The 22,956-nt window shown below is 43.4% G+C and carries 14 protein-coding genes; 8 read left to right on the forward strand and 6 right to left on the reverse strand.

What is annotated here, in order from left to right; translation table 11 throughout:
• Positions 1-66: 66 nt before the first annotated feature.
• Both lnt and PSYCG_RS11855 read right to left on the reverse strand, forming a co-directional pair.
• Complete coding sequence (gene lnt, locus PSYCG_RS11850; RefSeq protein WP_020444391.1) at positions 67-1,641, reverse strand: apolipoprotein N-acyltransferase; 1,575 nt, start codon at positions 1,639-1,641, stop codon at positions 67-69.
• A 308-nt stretch (positions 1,642-1,949) separates the two neighbouring features.
• Entirely contained in the window at positions 1,950-2,849 is a 900-nt protein-coding gene (locus PSYCG_RS11855) for an HlyC/CorC family transporter (RefSeq protein ID WP_011514586.1), read from the reverse strand.
• Between the two features lie 276 nt (positions 2,850-3,125).
• On the opposite strand from PSYCG_RS11855, the gene PSYCG_RS11860 reads away from it, so the two are divergent.
• Complete coding sequence (locus PSYCG_RS11860) at positions 3,126-4,469, forward strand: DUF4105 domain-containing protein (RefSeq protein ID WP_020444392.1); 1,344 nt, start codon at positions 3,126-3,128, stop codon at positions 4,467-4,469.
• Positions 4,470-4,521: 52 nt separating this feature from the next.
• Here the strand turns inward: PSYCG_RS11860 and PSYCG_RS11865 are convergent, their stop codons facing one another.
• Positions 4,522-5,085, reverse strand: a complete 564-nt coding sequence (locus PSYCG_RS11865) for a YcgN family cysteine cluster protein (protein WP_020444393.1) — start codon at positions 5,083-5,085, stop codon at positions 4,522-4,524.
• A gap of 160 nt (positions 5,086-5,245) precedes the next feature.
• On the opposite strand from PSYCG_RS11865, the gene PSYCG_RS11870 reads away from it, so the two are divergent.
• From PSYCG_RS11870 to mutY, 4 genes are all read left to right on the forward strand, one after another.
• The gene (locus PSYCG_RS11870; RefSeq protein WP_020444394.1) at positions 5,246-5,983 is read left to right on the forward strand and encodes a dienelactone hydrolase family protein; all 738 of its coding nucleotides are present in this window, start codon (positions 5,246-5,248) and stop codon (positions 5,981-5,983) included.
• 153 nt (positions 5,984-6,136) lie between these two features.
• Entirely contained in the window at positions 6,137-9,250 is a 3,114-nt protein-coding gene (locus PSYCG_RS11875) for a DUF2339 domain-containing protein (RefSeq protein WP_020444395.1), read from the forward strand.
• A 156-nt stretch (positions 9,251-9,406) separates the two neighbouring features.
• Complete coding sequence (ylqF, locus tag PSYCG_RS11880) at positions 9,407-10,363, forward strand: ribosome biogenesis GTPase YlqF (RefSeq protein WP_041772331.1); 957 nt, start codon at positions 9,407-9,409, stop codon at positions 10,361-10,363.
• A gap of 243 nt (positions 10,364-10,606) precedes the next feature.
• Positions 10,607-11,854: an A/G-specific adenine glycosylase gene (gene mutY, locus PSYCG_RS11885; RefSeq protein ID WP_020444397.1), complete on the forward strand. Its 1,248-nt coding sequence runs from the start codon at positions 10,607-10,609 to the stop codon at positions 11,852-11,854.
• 112 nt (positions 11,855-11,966) lie between these two features.
• Here mutY and PSYCG_RS11890 read toward each other — a convergent pair whose 3' ends face one another.
• Together PSYCG_RS11890 and rapA are read right to left on the reverse strand one after the other, a co-directional pair.
• Positions 11,967-12,869 (reverse strand): acyl-CoA thioesterase, encoded by a 903-nt coding sequence (locus PSYCG_RS11890; RefSeq protein WP_020444398.1) that lies wholly within the window; start codon positions 12,867-12,869, stop codon positions 11,967-11,969.
• 258 nt (positions 12,870-13,127) lie between these two features.
• Positions 13,128-16,016: an RNA polymerase-associated protein RapA gene (gene rapA, locus PSYCG_RS11895; RefSeq protein WP_187289118.1), complete on the reverse strand. Its 2,889-nt coding sequence runs from the start codon at positions 16,014-16,016 to the stop codon at positions 13,128-13,130.
• A 702-nt stretch (positions 16,017-16,718) separates the two neighbouring features.
• Between rapA and PSYCG_RS11900 the strand changes: the two genes are divergently transcribed.
• The 3 genes from PSYCG_RS11900 to PSYCG_RS11910 all read left to right on the forward strand — a co-directional run bounded on the left by PSYCG_RS11900 (position 16,719) and on the right by PSYCG_RS11910 (position 21,220).
• On the forward strand, positions 16,719-19,031 hold the full coding sequence (locus PSYCG_RS11900; protein ID WP_020444401.1) for a sensor histidine kinase: 2,313 nt from the start codon (positions 16,719-16,721) through the stop codon (positions 19,029-19,031).
• 84 nt (positions 19,032-19,115) lie between these two features.
• The gene (locus tag PSYCG_RS11905) at positions 19,116-20,096 is read left to right on the forward strand and encodes a response regulator (protein ID WP_020444402.1); all 981 of its coding nucleotides are present in this window, start codon (positions 19,116-19,118) and stop codon (positions 20,094-20,096) included.
• Between the two features lie 185 nt (positions 20,097-20,281).
• Positions 20,282-21,220: a D-2-hydroxyacid dehydrogenase gene (locus PSYCG_RS11910; RefSeq protein ID WP_020444403.1), complete on the forward strand. Its 939-nt coding sequence runs from the start codon at positions 20,282-20,284 to the stop codon at positions 21,218-21,220.
• A 19-nt stretch (positions 21,221-21,239) separates the two neighbouring features.
• Here PSYCG_RS11910 and PSYCG_RS11915 read toward each other — a convergent pair whose 3' ends face one another.
• The gene (locus PSYCG_RS11915) at positions 21,240-22,853 is read right to left on the reverse strand and encodes a flavin-containing monooxygenase (RefSeq protein ID WP_020444404.1); all 1,614 of its coding nucleotides are present in this window, start codon (positions 22,851-22,853) and stop codon (positions 21,240-21,242) included.
• Positions 22,854-22,956: the final 103 nt, after the last annotated feature.

Below are 22,956 nucleotides of genomic sequence, written 5' to 3' on the forward strand. Positions count from 1 at the left end.
AAACCCTCACTAATTAAAGGTTTTATTATCGAAAAACATGATAGCCACCATATATTTACAGTGTAATTACTCAATCGTACGTGTTTGAGGCGTCGATCGTTTGCCAAGATAGCTCAATAACAATAGCAGCGCAATCACGATTAAAATAGGATAATTACCAAAGCGCATAAAAGGGGTATTACCGACACGCGCCTGAACATCGCCACGTAATACGGTACGCTCAAACTGCGGCGCACGTTTAACAATACGCCCTTTGTGGTCAATAATGGCGGTCACACCCGTATTGGTCGCACGCATAAACCAGCGTCCGTTCTCTAACGCGCGCATCTGTACCATTTGTAGATGTTGCAGCGGACCCGCTGAAGTGCCAAACCATGCATCGTTTGAGATGGTCAATAAAAAGTCAGTATCGATAGCGTTTTTGCGCGTGGTATCAGGATAAGCGACTTCATAACATACTGCTGCGCCCAGATTATGCCCACGTACACGCAGCGGTGATTGGCTATCACTACCGCGGCTATAGCTCATGATATCTTGGCTACCGGCAAGATTTGGCAAGATATCTAGCATACCCTCAAATGGAATATATTCGCCAAAAGGGACCAAACGCTGCTTTTTATACATCCCTTCCGCGTCACTACCAAGCGCAATCACACTATTATAAAACGGCGGGTACTTATCTATTTTTGGATCAAAGTCTGCTTGATCTCGATAAGGAATACCTGTGACCCATGTGGTATCGGTTTCTTTTGCCATCTTTACCATTTCATTGATAAAACCAACCGCTTCATCTTGAAACATAGGAATAGAAGATTCTGGCCATACGACAATATCACGTTCCCATTCTGTACTGGTCAAAGTTGCATATATTTTTAGCGTCTCTACTTGGTATTCAGTCAGCCACTTTAAGTCTTGGGGGATATTGCCCTGAATTAACGACACCGACAAATCAGGTGTGCCCTTTGGCTTCGTCCATTGTGGATTGATGAGCCATAAAGAAGTACTAATGATTAATAGCGCAAACGTAGCAATCAGATAACCACCGCGACGGCGAAATTGCTCCACGATACTGGCTGCTAATAATACGGCCACAAACGATACAGCAAACACGCCCGCGACTGGTGCTAATGACGACAGCCAATACTGCTCAGTAAACGCATAACCAACAAACAGCCACGGAAAGCCTGTGAACAGCCAAGTCTTCATCCACTCTTGCAATATCCATAGCGCGGCAAATGATAACGGCTGCTTGCCAACCAGCCGATTAAAAGTCAGCGCCAAAAAGCCATGGAATAACCCCATGCCCAGACCCATTAGCGCAATCATAATCAGCGCAAGCCATACTGGCGTATCACCATACACATGAATGGACGTATATAACCAAAACGCCCCCACACACCAAAGCCCTGTGCCATAAGCCTGACCAATAAAAAATGCTCGCTTACCACTCATCTGTGGCAATAATAAAGCGTATAAAATCGCCGGAGAGACCAAAGCCACGGGCCAAAAGCCATAAGGCGCGAGTGCAAATATAAATATTGCGCCTGCCAGCCACGCAATCAATATCGTCAGCACCAGAGGTAAGCCCTTTGGCTTCTCAGGGTTTAGACGTTTTTGCAAATCAACAGTAGACAGACGCATAGCAGTTATCCAAAACTTTATTATTCAGTAATTTCAAATCTTGATGATTCAATCGACGTTTCATATAAAAACAGGCATATTATGCTCAATACAGCCGTCAAAAATCAAACTTGCTCATAATACCAGTCTGTCCAAAATAATGGGTAAATTTGCGTGTTTTATCGATCAATTTATCGACCAAAGAGTGATTACAAATGCTAAAAAACAAAAAAACACGATCGCAATCGTGTTTTTTGTATGCTTATGACCTTTATTAAGCGTATCTTTAATAGCTCTAATCAATAGGCTCAACTTATTCAACAAAGTGTTTAATGGCTGCCAATCAAGATTTGTTGTTCAGGATTAATTTTAGTCAGCTCAAGATTTTGAATAAAACGCCCTTCGACATCAGTGATAGTGATTTGCCAATCGTCTATGACCACGCTCTCACCTTCTAAATCTCCGACATGACCAAGAGTCTGCATGACCAAGCCACCCATGGTATCGACATCAGTATCATCAAAATGACAACCAAGCTCATCGTTACAATCTTCAATCACGGTAGAAGCTTGCACACGCCAAGTATTGGGCTTTTCAGGGTCAGCGACGATATTATTAATGTCACTGTCTTCATCAAAATCATCATGCTCATCGACGATGTCACCGACGATTTCCTCAAGCAAATCCTCCATCGTGACCACACCACCAAAATTGCCAAATTCATCGACAACAATCGCCATATGAACTTGGGTACGCTGCAATGAACGCAGCAAAGTATCAGAGCGTGCACTTTCACTGATATAGAGTGGCTGACGCACCAAATCTCTTAAGCGCTTGCTACTGATTTTCTCTTCTTCATCGCGCACCATGTGCACCAACAGAGGAATCAAATCTTTTGCCAACAGAATACCAATGACCGCATCGTCATCTTGGCTATCAAAAACCGGATAGCGCGAATGGGTGGTTTCAAGGATGATGTCCATGACTTCAGCAAGGCTGGCGCTTTCGTGTAGCCCAACCACCTGCGGGCGCGGCGTCATGATTTCACGCACTTGTGTTGCAGGCAAATCAAGCACACCTTCTAACATATCCACGGTGTCAGGTTCTAGAAATTGGCGCGAGTCTTGCACCAAACGTATCAGTTCATCTCGGGTTTCGGGGGCGGTCGATAGCCAGCGTTTTAAGCCGCGCATCGACCAACTACTCGGGCTTGGAGCATCTTCAGACATGATGGTGTGAGTTAACCTCTTTAATTAATGTAATGGCAATTAGAATCATAAAAATGATAGATGGGGATAAAAAGGCTAAATAAAACAGTCAGCTTATCATTAAGAGGATATTAAAGCACAAATCATCCATCTTAATCAGGTTTACTTTATCGCAAGGCTTGGCGACATTCAACGTCAAATTCACTCAAATTGTATTGTCAGTGTGTTGCAATTTTTGCTATGGTCAAAGCCTGTTTCTTTCTTAATAAAAGCCAACACAAAGGCAAAATAAACCTTATGTCGCTACGTGCCTTTTTTTCTCGCCTATTTTCGTCGCACTCAACTGGTCATCGTTCAGACAATGGCTTAGGCAATCATCAGTTAAATAATGACAAGGCAAATAGCACATTGAATAAACCATCAAATCGTAAGCCACTAAAATCTAAGCCAACCAAACCCAAGTGGCGATATTATTTGCTGCAATTTTTTATTGCGCTAACGCTGTTACTGTCAGCGGTTTGGCTATTGCTAGCGATTTGGTATCAATTCGGTGGTCAATCAGTTATCACGTGGTTCACAACCATTACTGTCATTGGGCTACTGGCAGCACTGCTTGCCATTCGCTTGCGGACAAGCATGGCTGAGACACTGATAAACAGGCTTACTGGTATAAGGAAAGTGAATAGTAAACGTATTTCTGCAAAGACTGTTGTTAAAAGCCTTATAGCCGCTTATACGACATTTTGGCTCATCGGTCTTGGCTGGTTTTTCTCTATTGAAGCAGAGCAATCACGTGACTGGATGCCAGAAGTTTCTGAAAGAGTCACTTATAGGCGCGATCCTAGCAATCCTAATCTGATTACACTCACCAATGTACGAAATTTTGATTGGCATACCGACACAGAAGCGACAGAGCGCTGGGAGACGCGCACGATTGATATGTCTAAACTATCGGGTATCGATGTGAGTAATTCGTATTGGATGGGACCACTGATTGCTCATACTTTGGTGAGCTTTCGGTTTGAAGATGAGCGACCGCTTGCCTTTTCATTTGAGATTCGTAAAGAAAATGGCGAATCGTTTTCGGCATTGGCAGGATTTTTTAGACGTTTTGAATTGAGCCTGATTGCCGCTGAAGAGCGCGATATTATATACACACGTACTAACGCGCGCGGTGAGCAGGTGTATCTATTTCCCATTAGCCATCTACAGCAGCATGAAGTCAAAGCATTGTTTGAGTCATATTTGACAGCCGCTGATGAGCTCAATGCCAAGCCTGCGTGGTACAACACTTTAACCAGTAACTGTACCAATATTATCTTTTATATGGCGCGACTGGTCAGTGATGATCGTCTGCCATGGGACTACCGAATTTGGGTCTCGGGTTGGTTGCCCAATTATCTTTATGATGCTGGTATGCTAGATACCAATCCCGAAAATAGAGAACAACCTTGGTTGATGGATACCTGGTATGAGCGCACCCATATCAATCCAAAGGTTAAAGGATTTCAGAATAGCAGCGATATTCATGGCAGCGAATTTTCACGACAAATTCGACAAAGCATTCCTATTCCGCCATTGGCTGATTCGCAAAATATTGCCGAAGCAAATGCTAAATCCGCCGCTCAAGCTTCCCATTAATATCACTGCTACAAGAGATTAAAAATTTCAACAATAAAAAGATCAGAGATTGTTAAGGCTTCACCCAATTCACCACGCGCGTTTCCATCTCTTCATCATCCATACCGATCTCAGTCACGCAGCGCCCTGCTACGCCGACATTGGCAGCGCGCATTTGTTGCTTGGTTGCCACTGTATCTTGGGTCAATAATAAATGCCAATTTGGTAAGCTTTGACCTTTATATAAGCGTTTATAGGCACAGTGCGACGGTAGCCACATCATATTTGGCAGATTTTCAATGGTCAGCTGAATGCAATCTGGCACATGCTCTTGGCGTGTCGCATAATGCCTGCAATAGCCAGTCGCACAGTCCATTAGCTGGCAGGTTACATCAGTATATTCCACCAAATCTTCATCAACATTACCCTGCTCGTCCTCATCAATATATTTAATCAAGCAGCAACTGCCGCAACCATCACACAAGGCTTCCCATTCGCTAGGGTTTAATTCTGCTAGCGTATAGCGTGACCAAAACTGCGGGCGCAGTGATTCAGTCGAGCCACCTTCAAATAATAAAGGCGTGTCCGTAGCAGCTCTTAAGTGGGATTTATCGTTATTTAACAAGTTTAGGGTCATAAAACTGCCGTATCATTTTGACAAAGAGCGTTACAGTATTATAGCTGTTTTTGACTAAGTTGGGCGTTATGGTAGTAAAGGTCAGCAAATAGATCACTCAAAAAATACAGATATCTGATACTTATAATGTAAATTTCATTACCTAAAAAAGGACAACACTATGTCAATTAAGACGTTTGAATTAATCAGTACCACTGAAAATGGTATTCAATTGATTAGCTATGTCGCATTACCAGAAAATGCGACAGATGATAATCCTGTCGCTGGCATTTTGGTCGCGCCCGAATGGTGGGGCGTAGTCGAGCATCCAAAGAATGTCACTGAACGCTTAGCAAAAGCAGGCTACGCCGCGGTCGCTATGGACGTATACGGTGAAGGTAAACTGACTTCTGATGCTGCACAAGCAAATATGTGGATGGAGCAAGTATTAGCCGATCAAGATATGCTAATGGCGCGCTGCCGTTTGATTCTCAATGACTTTAGTGATCAACTAGCCGTTGATAGCGATAAGTTAGGTGCAATTGGCTATTGCTTTGGTGGCAAAATCGTCCTTGATATGGCGCGCGAAGGTATGCCATTAAAAGCAGTCGCTACCTTCCACGGCAACCCATCACCGAAGCAGCCTGCCGATGAGCAGTTCACTGCTAAAGTATTGGTTGCTCATGGTCGTGATGACTCTATGGTATCTATGGATGCGATAGAAGGTCTTAAGTCAGAGCTAGATGCGGCGAACGTTGATTACACTATTGATGTTTATGATGGTGCTAAGCATGGCTTTACCAACCCACATGCCGATGAGCGTGCAGCGAAAAATGAAGTAGATCTTGGTTACAACGAGACGGCGGCTAAACAGAGCTGGGACAATATGCTAGAGTTTATGAAAGATAATTTGGCATAATAGCTTTTTATACTACTTTGACATTCAATAAGCTTATTTAAGCCCTTTAAATTTCTTTGAATAAGCTCATTTGTGGCGTGTTGGCCGCGTCACTCTTGTGCTTACAATCAAATAGCGTCATTATCACTTAATGGATAGACAGATTGAGTGGGAATGATGCTATATTTTTTGATGGGTTCTTTAGGCTGGCTGGTTGTAATTACTTTAATAGTAATTATGATTGCCCTTTATATTAGGCTGCATCAGCAATTGGCACAACTGCGTCAAGACATGACGCAGCTAAAGAGCGAGCTTGAGCAGCAAAAGAATACTACCGCTACTGTAAAAGGTACTGTTGTAAAAAGTGTATTTGACATCGAATCACCTAGTGATGATGCATTGTCATCAACAGAAAAATCAATGCCGCCCCCGTTACCACTTAGTGCTTTATCTTCTAATCCTCTATCAAATAACTTTGTATCAACATCTGCAAAACAATCATCAGTTTCCAATAGTCAGCCTTTGACCGATAAAACCGCTAATGCGCCGATAGAACCTGACGAGCGCTCATTTCCTATTGTTACCTCACTTCTTTATTCGATTCAAAACTGGTTTTTGGGTGGCAATTTAGTGGTGCGTGTTGGAGTATTGGTTTTACTGATCGGCGTGGTTCTACTGCTGCGCTTACTAAGTGACTTAATCCAAGTGCCTATTGGCGTCAAGCTAACAGTCATTATTATCCTAGGATTAGGGCTGGCAGGATTAGGCTTGAAGCTGGCGGCAAAACGCTTTGCGTATGGTATAAGCTTACAAGGTACTGGCTTAGCCATCGCTTATCTGACCACATTTTTTGCCTATAGCGTCTATCAGGTGATTGGTAGTCTGCCAAGCTTTATAGCGCTTGGCATATTATCAGCAGTCACGGTCGCTTTAGCCGTGCGTCAAAATGCTTTTCCTTTGGCCTTATTAGCATTATCCGGTGGATTTTTTGCACCGATTTTGACCAGTCAAGATACTGGCAGCTTAACGATACTCTTTAGCTATTACTTGTTATTAAATATCACCATTGCGGTTATTGCTCATTATCGCCCGTGGAAGGTGCTGAACTTATTTGGCGCGAGCGTGACATTTGGGCTGGCTTATTATTGGGGATTGACTGAAAATTTAGCAGTAATCATAGAAAACCAACGCTGGGCATTGGTATTACTCGTCGCACTACATGTCATGTTGTATTTGTTCGTCGTGATTCGCTATGCACAGCAAATCATTGCTTATAACGATACTATTTTTTATAACGATAGTGACGCCGCTACCGTTACGGCTATTGATACCGACCAGACTGCTGATATGAAGAGTCAGCATGCCAGCTATGTGTTTCCTATTGATATTGGGCTACTGTTCTCTGTGCCGCTATCAGCATTTGGTTTATTTTCAGCGTTACTGTACGATATCAATCACGCTTTAACCTTAACTAGCGCAGTTTTAGCAGTAATTTATTTGGGGCTTGGCTGGACGTTTATTCAGCGCAGTCAGCGTTATGCATTGATTACGGAAGGGATGCTGGCATTAGGTTTTGGCTTTTTGGCATTAGTGATTCCGCTGGCATTAAATGCAGAATGGATTGCCTTCGGCTGGTCGGTGCAAGGCTTAGCGCTGGTATGGTTTGGCAGGCGTTCTCTTCGTGCATGGTCAGTATTATTGGGTTTAGTATTGCAGCTAATTAGCATTGGTATGTTATCAAATACCTTTGTCATTACCCTTGATTACTATCCGACGCTCGCATTAACCATTTCTGCCATCAGTGCAATTGCCAGCGTCTTTATCTTACGTGCCAGCAATTCGCCTATTTCATTACCTATTTCATCGCCTATGACAGCGACGCAAGGCTCAATGCCATCTGTCCACGATTCTGAAAATCAGCTTAATGCCAATAATACGCTGTCCGAATACGGCAAAGCGTTAGGCATTAGTGAGACAGCAACTCAGCAATGGTTTGAAAGTATCAACAACCAAAGTATCGCGTTTAAAATCATTTGGCAACGTCCTTCTTTGATACGGCTGTTAACGCTCACTGCGGTGGGTTGGCTGCTGTATGTGTTAGTCCTCGATTTTGACCAATGGCTTGCCAACTGGCAATTGGCAACATCGACGCTTATTGCCTTAGCAAGTGTCGTTAGCATGATTATTTATTATTTTATCAATCAATATCGTTCATGGCGAGAAATCAGACAATTTAGCCATGGTTTGCTGCTGTTATTTTATGCGATGCTGATCTTACAACTGCCACAACAATATGAATTTGACTATCAATGGACAGCCTTTTATTGGCCGATATTTACAACGTTGTTCATCGGCTGGCTGATTCTTGGTCAATTATGGCTAAAGACGTGGCATAACAATGCTAATAACGACGACAATAACGGTGCAGAATTAAAAGGCTACGATAGTGCAAGCTGGCTTGGTACTGGCATTATAGTTTTGGCAGAAGCAGTACATTATGGATTGCCCGATTCAAAAGGCGTGATGACCATCCTTGTGCCGGTTGTGCTTATGTTAGCTGGGCTCTGGTTGACGTACCGTCAGCAAAATAATAATCAGATGAAAAATTCATCTTCACCGCTCTCTATGTATTGGTTTGACTGGCAACGTGCACTGTTAGGTTGCGCCAAAATATTCGTGCCATTAACACTATGCTGGGTCATTTTTACCAATTTCACCTATGATGGCGTGATTTGGGGACTGCCCTATTTGCCCCTGCTTAACTTGTATGATGTGACGTTGTGGCTGGTGTTGTTTTATGGATTGGGCATTTATTTATTGCGTCAACGTGGCGCGCACTCGCAAAATTTATTTAGCGCCATTCGTAAGAGTGACACGTTGTTGATCGTACTAACGCTGATTAGCTTTTGGATACTCTCTAGTATGCTGGTCAGAACGCTGCACGCTTTTATTACTACACCGCTGTGGATAGCTGACTTATATGATGACCATACTGGCGGCGCATGGCATAGCGAGCAAGTGCAAACGGGTCTGACGATTTTATGGACGCTACTGGCATTGGTCGCCACCATTATCGCCAGTCGCTCCCTCCAGCGTGCACTGTGGTTTATGGGCATTGGCTTATTAGGTATTGTGGTCTTAAAATTGGTCTTAGTTGATTTGTCACAGACCGAGGCGATTTGGCGAGTCATTTCCTTCCTTGGTGCAGGCAGCTTAATATTGCTGATTGGTTATTTGGCACCGTTGCCGCCGGCGCGTGATGGAACAGCAGAACAGGTCGAATCATAGTTTCTTATTAGAGTAAATTGAAATTATAGCGTGAGCACTGTTAGCATTATTACTTTTTAGCATCCGTACGTGGCTTATGTAGTAAACTGAACACCATGAAAAGTAAATGACGATCGTCTTACTTTGAGCATTTTTTATAAAAGGTTATGAAAGCAGATGGATAAGAGAGTAAGTATTCAGTGGTTCCCTGGGCATATGAACAAAGCCCGCAATGAAATCAAAGAAATTATGCCGCAGATGGATGTGGTTATCGAAGTGATTGATGCGCGTATTCCTTATAGCAGCGAAAACCCGATGGTCGCTGCATTACGCGGTGAAAAACCGGTCATCAAAATCTTAAATAAAGCTGATCTTGCTGATCCTGAGCTGACCCAAGCTTGGATGGACTATCTTGAGCAGCAAAATGGTGTTAAAGCCATTGCTTGTGATACCGATAAAGCCAATGATGTCAAACGTATCATTGCTATCTGTAAACAACTCGTCCCCAATAAAGTGGGTACCGGTCGCCAAATCAAAGCCATGATTATGGGTATTCCAAACGTCGGTAAATCGACTTTGATCAACACTTTGGCTGGACGCGCCGTGGCTAGAACAGGTGACGAGCCAGCAGTCACCAAGTCGCAGCAATTGATTAAACTTGATGACGATATCATGCTTTATGACACGCCCGGCATGCTGTGGCCAAAAGTTGAAAACGAAAACTCTGGCTATCGCTTGGCTGCAACAGGCGGTATTCGTGATACGGCGTTTGATTTTGCGGATGTTGCCGGTTATACCGCTGAGTATTTATTAACCGCCTATCCTGAGCTGCTAAAAACCCGCTATAAAATTGAAGAACTGCCTAAGACCGATTGGGAGTTTTTCGAAATAGCTGGTCGCAATCGTGGCTGCGTGCGCGCGGGCAATAAAGTCGATACCTACCGGATGTCTGAAATCCTAGTAAATGAGCTGCGTAGCGGTAAGATTGGGCGTATCACTTTGGAGACGCCTCCTATGACTGAGGCTGAAGAAGTTGTCGTCGCTGAACAACGCATCGCGTCAGAAGAAAAAAGAATCGCTAAAGAAGAAGAGAAACGCTTACGTCGCCTTAAAACGCGGAAGAATCGGAAGTAGACACTAATTAACATAGCTCGTAGGGTGCGCCTAGCGCACCTGTTTTATCTTTATAATTCACCTTTAACTTATCTGAAAATCCTCACAATCTCACTTGGCAAACAATACAGTTAATTGCCATTTTATCCAATGATCCTCACAACTAAGCTCACCTACTGTTGTCTTGTATCAATCGTATTACACCCCATAAATAACCTTAATCCCAAATTTTATATATCCCTGTTAAATTTACAAGGAATACTCTTGCATACTCAATTTTCTCACTCATTAACTTCTTTAGACGCATTCGCACCCCGCCTACTAGATTGGTTTGCCGAAAATGGTCGCCATGACTTGCCTTGGCAACAGCACCAGACCGATACGCCAAACCCTTATATTGTTTGGCTATCAGAAGTCATGCTACAGCAGACACAAGTGACCACTGTGCTGCCCTACTTTGCCCGTTTTATGGACTCCTTTCCGACAGTGCAAGATTTAGCAGCAGCAGAATGGGACACCATCGCGGAGCATTGGGCGGGACTTGGCTACTATGCGCGTGCACGTAATTTGCATAAAGGCGCGAAGCAATTGGTCGCTGTAATTGACGAATCTGGCGACTTTCCGCAAACCTTGGCAGGTTGGGAAGCGATATCAGGTGTTGGTCCTTCGACCGCTGGGGCGATTATGTCAATGGGCTTGCATCGTTATGGCGTCATTTGTGATGGTAACGTTAAACGTGTCTTGACACGCTGGGCAGCAATTGATGGTGACATCACTAAGTCCTCGACGACTAAAGAGCTGTGGGCATTGGCAGAGCGTCTAACGCCTAGAGAACAATCAGGATTGTTTGCGCAAGCGATGATGGATATGGGTGCAACTTTATGCACGCGTAGTAAGCCTGCTTGTCTACTATGTCCACTACAAGACGACTGTTTGGCACATGCGCAAGGTCGTGAGACGGACTATCCAGTCAAGGCTAAGAAACAGCCTAAACCGAGTAAATTTAGTAATGCACTGCTTATTGAAAACGAAAATGGCGAAATACTTTGGTTACAGCGCCCTGATAATGGCATTTGGGGCGGACTGTGGAGTTTGCCGCTAGCATTTATAGAAAAAATTAGTGGAAAAGCTGCTGTGAAAGATGCTGACAAGAATAAAAATAAGAAACCAATTGCAGCGAATGATAATCAGCTTTTAGAAGTAGCTAGTAATGAAAAAATATACGAGACAGAATTTACCACTGCTGAGCAAATTATTAATGAGTGGTTAGATAAGAATCAATTGGTCACAAAATCAATCAGCAACACATTACTCGATGACGCACCGATTAAACATTCATTGACCCATTTTCATTGGTATTTAACCCCGCAATCAGTAACTTTAAACGATAAACAGGTGACTGAGATAACCAAGGCATTACAAGCAGCTGAAATTAATATTAACTGGTTAAACGCTGATGATGCACAGGCAACGCTAGGGTTACCAAGAGCGATGGTTAAGATTTTGGAATAGGATTGCATATATAATCACTAAAAAATCCGCTTAAAATAACGATTGTATACGCCATAAAAAAGCGACTCAGAATAATTCTAAGTCGCTTTTTTATTTATAGCAATATAAAAACTTAAGACTTTGGCACTCGCAAACGCATCAATCCTTCTTGCTGTACGGTCGCCACCAGCTTACCATCTTGCCAAAATTGACCATGATTGAGTCCCATCGCATTAGATGTCGTATCACTCCACATGTCATATAGCAGCCAATCATTTAGGTCAAAGTGACGATGAAAATGCATCGAATGGTCGATACTAGCAGCTTGTAAACCACTGGTCATAAAGCTAATACCGTGTGACATCAGCCCCGTGCCAACCAAATAAAAATCAGAAGAAAATGCCAGTAATGCTTGCTGAATCGCGACGGGTTGATTGCCAAGCTCGCGGATACGTAACCAGTTCGCTTGCTTAGGTTTCATTGGTTCCGGATGGATCGGGTCACGCGGTTTCACCGGTTTAATCTCGATATGACGACGGCGCATAAAACGAGATTTTAATGCCTCTGGAACTTTACCAACATAGTCTTCTTTTAGATCCTGCTCCGCAAGTAAGTCTTCAGGCGGTGGATAAACAGGCATATCTTCTTGATACTCTAAGCCCTCTTCCATCGGTGAAAAAGAGGCAATCATAGAAAATATCACTTGCTCAACCGGCGGCTTACCACGTACTTGCTTATACTGAATCGCTGTTACTTCGCGCGCGGACAAACTACGCCCATCACGTAAGCGGCGCACTTGATAAATCACCGGCTGATTGATATCACCGCCGCGCAAAAAATACCCATGCAAGGAGTGACAAGGCTTGTCTTCATCAAGCGTATGCGCTGCTGCCATAATCGCTTGTGCGAGCACTTGCCCACCAAAGATACGGGCACCAACATAGTCATGGCTTTTACCTTCAAATACATCAGGGCTGACTTCGATGAGCGCGACGGTAGCCAATAGCTCATCTATTAGTTGTGAATAATCAGACATGACGATTACTTTCCTTATTTTTATCAATAACGCCAAGCATCTAGATATAAGCGCCAAAGAATATCAAGACGATATGGCTTGAGCCGATATGGCGTTTTAATTTAAATAAAATGAAATCAATAGCAGTAATATACAAGATAAATCTTTAGATGAGCAATAAATGGATTATCGAAAACTCATAATAAAAAGTCATAAATAAAAAGTCATAAATAAAAACGAGATGCTTAAATACACCTCGTTTTTACTATTGTATTAAATTTATGGTTTTACTGCCACCAATACACGGATAGAATCTGGCACCAATGACAAGCCCGCCAATGCTTGCTCGCCTTGCATTTTTAGCTGCTCTAAACGCTCAATCTCTGCTGGACGCACGTTTGGGTTGATAGTTTGTAGATGCTTAAGACGTTTGATCTCACGCGACCACTGCTGGCTAAAGCGGGCACTTGCTTGTTCACCAATCTCAGTCAACTGCTGACGGGCAATATCTTCCGCTTCATAATAACGCTGCTCGATGACATCGCCCCGTACCTTAATCACTTGGCGGGCACGGTTTTTATCTAGGCGCTCAATGTGCGGCATGATCATATCGGCACTGATACGCGCTGACAAATCGCTGCCCTGCTCACTGATAAAGACGCGGATATTTTGCGTGCTCAAGGTAGCAGGCAAGTTAAGCAGTTTCGGCGCAATGGCTTCTACACGGAAATTCACTTCTAACATCACCATGCCCTGTGGTACCGCAGCGCTTTTTAGCATTGCAACCGTGGTATTACCAAAGGTGCTGGTACTTGCTAGCTCATAAATCGCCTGCATCAATGGATGTTCATGGGTAATAAAGGCAATATCCTCACGTTGCAGCGCTTGCTCACGCTCAAAAGTCAACGTCATACCGTCTTCATCACCGAGTGGCAGACCATCGATATAATCACTAATCTCAGTGCTGTCAATCGGTGAAATCACCCACGAGCCATCGCGTTGGATATTGTGCTCGATATTGGCTGAGGCAAAAAAGCGCTCGATAAACTGCGGCAATAGATTGTGCCCATCAAAATCGCGCATGGCATCAGCGATACGTCCAGCAACGCGCGGACGGCATGAGTTGTATTCTAATAAACGATCACGACCAGCTTGCAATTGTGTTTCAAGTCCCTGTCGTGTCTGCGCTGCTTCTGCGATAATATCTGCCAATATTGCACGATTGACGTCGTTATCGGCACCCTCAAGCATCGGTTTTAGCTCTTGGATATACTGTTCTTGTACACTTTGCGCTGTTGGTGAGATCTGATTAAACATATTTAGCGCATTGTTATACCACTTATACAGACGCTCTTGCGCGGTACCTTGCACATAAGGTACATGTAGCATAATTTGCTGCGTCTGCCCGATACGATCTAGGCGACCGATACGCTGCTCCAAAGTATCTGGATTGGCAGGCAAATCCCATAATATCAGCTGACTTGCAAACTGAAAATTACGACCTTCCGACCCAATCTCTGAGCATAATAATATCTGTGCCCCTTCACTATCAGCAAAGAACGCCGCGGCTTGGTCACGCTCAAGCAAGGTCATCTGCTCGGTAAAGATAGCGGTTTTGATACCTGCATGCAGACGCAATACCGCTTCCAAGCTCTCAACGGTCGCACCACTACGGGCAATTAACAGTACTTTTTTGTGCTTAAGCTCACCCTTTAAGATATCAATCAGCCAAGGCACACGTGGGTCGTCTTCCAACCAGCCACCATCAGGTTGATTTTCTTCGCCCCATAGCTGTTCACGCAATTTACCATTGGTTTGATAGCTGTCGACCCATGCTTCAGGTAATGGCAGTGGATAAGGCTGGCTACTACGACCATAAAAACCTTTCACACTCTCACGGGTATTACGGAATAAAATACGTCCCGTACCATGGCGATCTAGCAATTCATTTAGAGCATAAGTACGGAGTTTTTCGTCTTCGTTAATCGTTGCTAATTCATCGATACTAATCGTCAGTAAACTGCTCAGTGCGGAAATTTGTCCATCACTTAAAGGTTTATCTTCTATTAATAGGCTGGCAACGGCTGCCGTTTCTGCAAAAGCATCTTGACCATCGATAAACTCATCTAAGTCATCAAAGCGATCTGGGTCTAATAGACGCAAACGGGCAAAGTGACTTTGCGCCCCAAGCTGCTCAGGTGTCGCCGTCAATAGCATGACTCCTGCAGTCTCTTCAGCAAAATCTGCAATGAGGTCGTACTTATCATTGCCGCCTTGCGCTTCATCCCAGTGCAAATGGTGCGCTTCATCGACAACCAATAAATCAAACCCTGCTTCCATCGCCTGATCATACAAGTCAGGATGGTCAAGGAGTAAGTCCATACCAGCGATGACACATTGCTCAGTCATAAAGACATTTTGCTCAGGGTCGTGCTCTTTAATCGCTGCGGTACGCACCAAATCAAACAAGGCAAAGTTGAGATTAAAGCGGCGGCGCAGCTCAATCATCCACTGGTATTGCAGACTGTCTGGTACAAGAATCAATACACGCTCAGCTTTACCAGTCAGTAGCTGCTGATGAATAATCAAACCTGCCTCAATAGTTTTACCCAAACCAACTTCATCAGCCAGCAACACACGCGGTGCGATACGTTTGCCAACTTCATGAGCGATATAGAGCTGATGCTCAATGATATCGACGCGCGCGCCCATCAAGCCTTTAAGCGAGTGACCTGCAAGCGCTGATTGCATACGCAAAATATCTTGACGCAAATCGTACCAATCACTGCGCTCAATACGACCTGCTAGCAAACGCTCAAGTGGTTTCGCCAAAGTAATATTAGCAGCCAAACGGGTTTCCATAATGGCTTTTTCATGCTCATTTACACTGTACTTGAGCACGCCCATCACTTCTTCAACAGCATTTACTGTATAGCTCTTACCTGCCTGATCAGAGATACTATCGCCGACTTTAAACACCACACGAGATAACGGCGCAGAGTTTTTTGCATAAACGCGTGTCTCTTCACTTTGCGGAAATAAAATGTGCACACATCGGTCGTCTACATCGATGACCACACCTAAGCCCAGCTCGGACTCCGTATCAGATAAATAGCGTTGACCAACGGCGAATTCGGTGCTGTGCAATGAAGCGATAGAGATAGTCATAGGGCGATGTCTTTTTGTACTCAGATGATAAGAAAATAGGTAGTTTACGATGCAAGCCATGCTTGCTGGCTCAGTCAAATGGACGAACTGATAATTATTGGATATATGTTTATTCAATATACGGTCATTCAGTATATTGTCTATATCAGGCACATCAGCTTGTAAGCCAAATCCGTCGATAAAACAGATCATTATATAACGTTAGCGCTTAGATAAGTGCGTTAAGTTCACTTTTCAAGAGCAAATTTCTGCAAGATAAAGTCAAGGCTAAGCATAAGTTGGGCTTATAAACCAATAAGATAACGACTCGCAAGTAAACAAAAAATATTGTTATCGTAAAATTGTTACTGTATTGTTAAAAAATGCAATAGAACATCTCTCTTAATACCAAAGCTATTCAACTTAACTAAGTCATTAGACTTTTAGCTAACTACTACTTATATAAAAAATAGCATAGACCTCATAACCGTTATCGATGCTTTATCAGCGATTATGAGTATGCTATTGTCTGTGATAGTCCATTAAGTTATAAGTTGATTTTATTATCATAATTTTAAGTTATGATAATACTGTTTTTAGTTGACGTTTATGACTAGTGTTAACAAGCCATTTTGATGAAACTTAATCATATATTTCGTTGTAGCCAATCCATCCCATTGGCAATTCTTTTTGTGCTCCCTACTCCCAAGGACAAATCCCGTCATGAGTGCCTCTAAAAAAGTTGGCTTTTTTAATCAAGTCAGTACCCAAGTTACCACTATTTTGTTCATTGCTTTTGCGGTCGTACTTGCGGTCGTTGTCTATGTCGTTGATAAAGAAGGCCATGATAAAATCCGTCTTGAGTCAGCAAAGCTGGTCGCTGAACGTGGTAATACCGCGGTTAATAGTATCTCAGCCGACATCAATCGTGTCATGCGTAGTGCCTTGCTGTTACAGCAAAGCGCGCAAACGCTGCCACCGCAAGAGAATATTTTGCAAGTCAGTACCGCCAATGCATTCGATAAACGCGACTATAACTTATTGGGTAGTGGCGGCATTTGGCCAGAAAAAGGCGCTCTTGGTGCCAATACTGCAACCCATCCGTTTTTGATGGTACGCCAAAACGGTGATTATCAAGCGGTACTAAGCGATCCAAACCCAACCAATCCTTATTATCAAGAAGATTGGTTTAGCGTCTTAAAACTACTCAAACCTGACAGCTGTATCTGGAACCATGTTCGCGCCAGCCAAACCAAAGGCGAGCTTGCCATGAGCTGCGGTGTCGCAATCGAGCGTGACAATCAGTTTTGGGGTGCCAGTACGGTCAACTTTACCCTAAACCAGTTGCAAGAGAACATCGTCAAGTTGAGTGAGAGCTCTGGTTCAGGCTACATTTTATTATTAGATAACAGTGATAAGGTAATCGCCTCATCTAACCCTGAACGCTTAAGCTATATTGATGAAGCAACCGGTACACCACTTGATATCAAACAAGTTATCAACTCTGACCCTGCTTGGAATCCGGTATTAAACTTCTTGGAAACTCAGCGTAACGAGATTATCGAGCAAGTTGCAGCTAGCGTGTCACCGCAAGTTCAGCAAGTATTGAATACAATTGATAAAGCAGAAACAGGTGATTCCAAAGGTTATTATTTGGTCAACTATGCTGCTTACCTAAATAACGGTGAAAACAAGCAAAATGCTATGGATAGTCGCTTGCTACAAAGCTTTGAGCTGACCAATGATAACTTTTATAACGGCAGTCAAGCCTATGTCTTTGAAATTCCTGAAACCTATTGGAAACTTATCGTTGTCCAACCTGATGCTGAGATTAACGCCATTGCCGACAATCTAAGTGAAAACTTGATTAACTGGATTGCATTAGCGCTCCTTATCACCGCTGGTATTATCTACTTTATGCTAACTTTCTTAGCTTTCAAGCCATTGAAAGAAACCACTGATAAAATTTCTCTCGCAGAAAACATCATTAATAACAAGCAGTACAACAAGCTAAGCTCAGTTAAATTCAAGACAGGTCGCAACGAGATTGGACTGGTAAACGGCTCTATTAACGATCTATTAGATCGTATCCAATCTAACGAAGGTAAGCTTGCCAATATTAACCAACAGCTAGAGATTAAAGTAGAAGAACGTACTGCTGAGCTGCAAGACACACTAAAAGAGCTGAAAAGCTCGCAGCTACAATTGATCCGTTCAGAAAAAATGGCAACGTTGGGGCAGATGGTTGCGGGTGTTGCCCATGAAGTAAATACGCCTTTATCTTATGTACAGAATAACCTCGAGATTATCGGTCAGTTAACTGAGCAATACGAAGAGCTGATTGAACTGGTACAAGGGTTAAAAGGTATCAAGTCTGACGTCGCATCTGATGGCAAGATTGATAAGTTATTAGCAGATATCGTCCGTGCTTCCGATGAAATTCAAGAAGATGATTTGTCCGCTGAGCTAAAAGAGCTGATTAAAGACTCGCTATTTGGCGTCGAGCAAATCACCGAGATGGTATTAAACCTACGTAACTTTGCCCGTCTTGATGAGTCAAAAGTGAAGACCATTGATGTGCGCGAATGTATCGAAGCCTCGCTGAAAATCGCAGGTAACTCTATCAGACATCAAGAGATTGTCACTGATTTTGCGCCGACACCTGAGATCAAATGCTCACCGTCGCAAATCAACCAAGTCTTGGTCAATCTGCTCAATAACGCCGCGCAAGCCATGGGCGAAAAACCGGATGGCAAAATCGAAGTACGCACCCGCGCCGATGACAGCAATGTGTATGTTGATGTCAGTGATAACGGTAAAGGCATGAGCTCAGAAGTGCTAAGCCAAATCTTTGAGCCATTCTTTACCACTAAAGGCGCAGGCGAAGGTACTGGTCTTGGTATGGCAATCAGTCAGCAGATTATGGAGCAGCATAATGGCTACATTAAAGCCGTATCGACTGTAGGCGTTGGTACTACCTTTACCTTAACGCTACCGATTAATAATGATCTGACAGAAAAAAGCCTAGCGGCATAAACGCTAGGTTCTGTTGTTATTTTAATTGCTATTTTAATGATTATATAAAGCTATATCACTGTTATTCATCATAAGGATACCATCATGAATGAATTAGAAAATGACACCAGTAATGACACCAACAATAACATAAGTACCGCTGAGTTAGGGGTTGAAGCGAAACCGAAATTGGCGTTCATTGACGATGAACAACGTATTTTACGTTCTATGAAACTGTTATTTCGTAAAACGCATGACGTTTTTATTACCACTGACCCGACTGAATACATCGACTATATCAAAAACAACCATGTACACGTTGCAGTCAGTGACCAACGTATGCCTGAGCGGGTTGGCGTTGATATCTTGCGCGAAGTAAAAAACGTATCACCTTCTACCATGCGTATATTATTAACCGGCTATGCTGATTTAAACGCGATTATTGGCTCTATTAATGATGGTGAAATTTACCGTTATCTAACTAAGCCGTGTAAATCTGAAGAACTGCTCGCTGTCGTCGGACGCGCCACTGAAATCGCTTTGACTTATAACCCAGACGAAGACGCCGAGCAATTCGACAGTTCAGGCAATAAGCAGACTTTATTGGTCATTGATGAGACCAATGAGTTGATTGAGCAAATACGTAAGCAATTCTCTAATAACTATAAAGTGCTGCACGCCCAAGGTTTAGAGGAAGCTTACGATTATTTGGCGAACGAAGATATCGGTGTTTGTATTACCGACATCAATGTCAGCGGCGAGAATATTGCGCCGATTATCTTTACCTTAAAACAAGATGCGCCGCATCTGGTGGTCTTGGTACAGACCGAATTCCAAGATGCAGGACTGCTGATTGATTTGATTAATAAAGGTCAGGTCTATCGCTGCCTACCGAAGCCAATGCGCGCAAGCCTCCTTGAAATTAGTGTCAATCGTGCATTCCAGCACCATGCAAAACTAAAAGCCAGCCCTGAATTGGTCAAACGTTATGAAGTCGAGCACGATCCTGAAAACGATGTGCGCATTGACTTGAGCAGTCGTGTGCGTAGTCTGATCGGTAAATTGCGTAAGCGTTTTTCTTTATAAGCGCAAAAAAATAAGTAAGCGCAATAAACTAGTGTCTCAATAAATAAAACCTCTATTTCAGCTCGAAGTAGAGGTTTTTTGCTTTGTGCTTTTTGACATGTTTTTTGACTAAATACATCAACGTGCTACATTAAGCCGATAATAAACAAAACCCATTTACGATAACAACGAGATAAGGAATCATCATGCAAGCGGTTTTTTTAGATAAAGGCACTTTTTCTGATAACGTCGACTTGCCAGCACCCGCTGGCGTTACTGATTACATTACTTACGATGATACGCCTCAAGCACTGATCATTGAGCGCTGCAAAGACGCCGATATTATTTTTACTAATAAAGTGCAAATCAATGCCAAAGCGATTGCTAAGCTGCCAAAGCTAAAACTTATTCAACTGACCGCTACGGGTATGAATAACGTTGACCAAGATGCTTGTGTTGAGCGTAATATCGCGCTCTATAACGTCGCCGGTTACGCGGTGAAAAGCGTGCCTGAGCATACCTTTATGCTGATGCTAAATGCCATGCGTGCCGGTCTGCATTATCATAATAAAGTCACCGATGGCACGTGGGCAGATAATGGGAATTTTTGCCTACTTGATATCCCGCTTATAGATTTGGAAAATAAAACGCTGGGTATTATTGGCATTGGTACCATTGGCAAACGCGTCACTGATATTGCGCGTGCTTTTGGCATGACAGTATTGTGGGCTGAGCACCAAGGGCGTATGCCGCGTAATGATGACTATACAGCGTTTGAAGACGTGCTGGCGCAGTCCGATGTACTGAGCTTGCATTGCCCGTTAAATGAGAAAACTCAGCACCTTATCAATGCAGACACCTTGGCCAAAATGACTAAAAAACCTCTACTTGTCAATGTCGCTCGTGGTGGTATTGTGGATAGCCAAGCGCTTGCTGATGCCATTAATAATGAGCAAATTTTAGGGTATGGCAGCGACGTTTTTGAGCAAGAACCTATAGCTGCCAATGATCCCTTACTGGCTCTTGGCGAGCATCCACGCGTGATATTTAGTCCGCACAATGCTTGGGGCAGCAAAAGCGCGCAAGAAACCTTGTGGCAGATGCTTAGTGAACAAGTCAGTGATTTTATCAATCAAGCGCAGTAAGATTAATAATTAGTCAATTCTAACGACTAAACTTTAGCCACTCATCTTTGATTTTACGGTATTTGAGCATGATGCGATCGGTGACATAGTTATTGTTCACCCGCCAAGGATAGCGATCACCTTGTTTTGGCAGCTCATCCTTGGCACGGCTGACATACCCTGCCGATAGTGCCCCAAGCACCGTGTCTGCCTGCATTTTCACTTGTTCGTGCTCAGTCTCAGCCTGCGCACATACTGTTTTGTATCCTTCTTTATTCATATAACTCAGTAAGCGCAGCACATACTGACAAGCTAAATCAATCTTCAATGTCCAAGACGCATTGGTATAGCCAAACATGATTGCCATATTTGGTACATTCTCAAGCATCACTGCTTTGTAGGTCATTCGTGCGCCCACATCGATCGGCTCCCCGTCGACATACAAAGCTGCACCGCCTAGCATCTGTAATTTTAGACCCGTCGCAGTAACGATGATATCTGCGTCCAAATGCTTGCCTGATGCTAATGCAATACCAGTTGAGGTAAACTGGCTGATGCTATCGGTTACCACTTCAGCGCGCTTGCTATGCAAAGCTTGAAACAAATCGCTATCAGGTACCGCACACAAACGCTCTTCCCAAGGATTATAAGCCGGTTTAAAATGGGCAACATCCACGCCACTACCTTTAAGCTCTTCTCTGACTTTATGGTTTAATAGCGCTTTCATCACCTTTGGCGCATAAATCGCCACCTGATAAACACCTTGTTGAAACATCACATTGCGCGTACGCAACAAGGTGTACGCCTGTGCTTTTGATAAAGGTGAGAATTTACCTGATAGCCAGTCAAGCGCATGATCATCGCCTGGTACGCTTGCAACATACGTCGGTGAGCGTTGCAGCATGGTGACGTGACGGGCACATTGTTTACTACTTTCATCGACCAATGCCGGTATCAGTGTCATCGCCGTCGCGCCACTACCAATGACGACGACCTTTTTATCGTCGTATTGTGTGTCTTGCCAATGCTGCGGGTGGACTATTTCACCTTTGAAATTTTCTTCATTTTTAAAATGTGGTCTATAACCAGTTTCATAGTCATAATAACCGGTCGCCCCAACGACAAAGTTTGCCGTTAAGCTCAATACTTCACCGGTAGCATGATTTTTAAACATCGCCGTCCATTGCTGACTGTCGCTTGACCATGATAACTGCTGTACTTCATGCTGATAGCGAATATGCTCTACCACCTTAAACTCGCGTGCTGTATCAGCAATATAGTTTTTAATGTCTGAACCTTTTGCAAGCATCTTATGATCCAGCCACGGACGGAAACTATAGCCAAAAGTCAGCGCATCCGAGTCAGAACGAATACCAGGATAGGTAAACAAATCCCACGTACCGCCCAAATCCTCACGTTTTTCTACGATTAAAAATCGTTGGCTATTAAGTTTGAAGCGTTTTTTCTGCTTAACGCTTTTACTATCAAAAAGACTTTTTTGCGAGCTCTGCTGCTGCAAATGGCAAGCCATGCTGATGCCTGCGATACCCGCACCAATAATCAGTACCTCATAATCTGCAGGAACATCTGATGAATAAGGTTTAGCTTTAAAGCGCTTTTTAAGCGCCTGCTTGGCAGTAGTCATATTAAGCATAATACAATCCTTGTTTTGCAAGTTGGCTGACCTATCAGAGCGCAGGATGCCCTACTAATTTTCCATAGCAACTTTATCTAGTAACTTTATCTAGTAATTTGCA

It is taken from the genome of Psychrobacter sp. G (assembly GCF_000418305.1).
In the GTDB taxonomy this organism is placed as follows: Bacteria; Pseudomonadota; Gammaproteobacteria; order Pseudomonadales; family Moraxellaceae; genus Psychrobacter; species Psychrobacter cryohalolentis.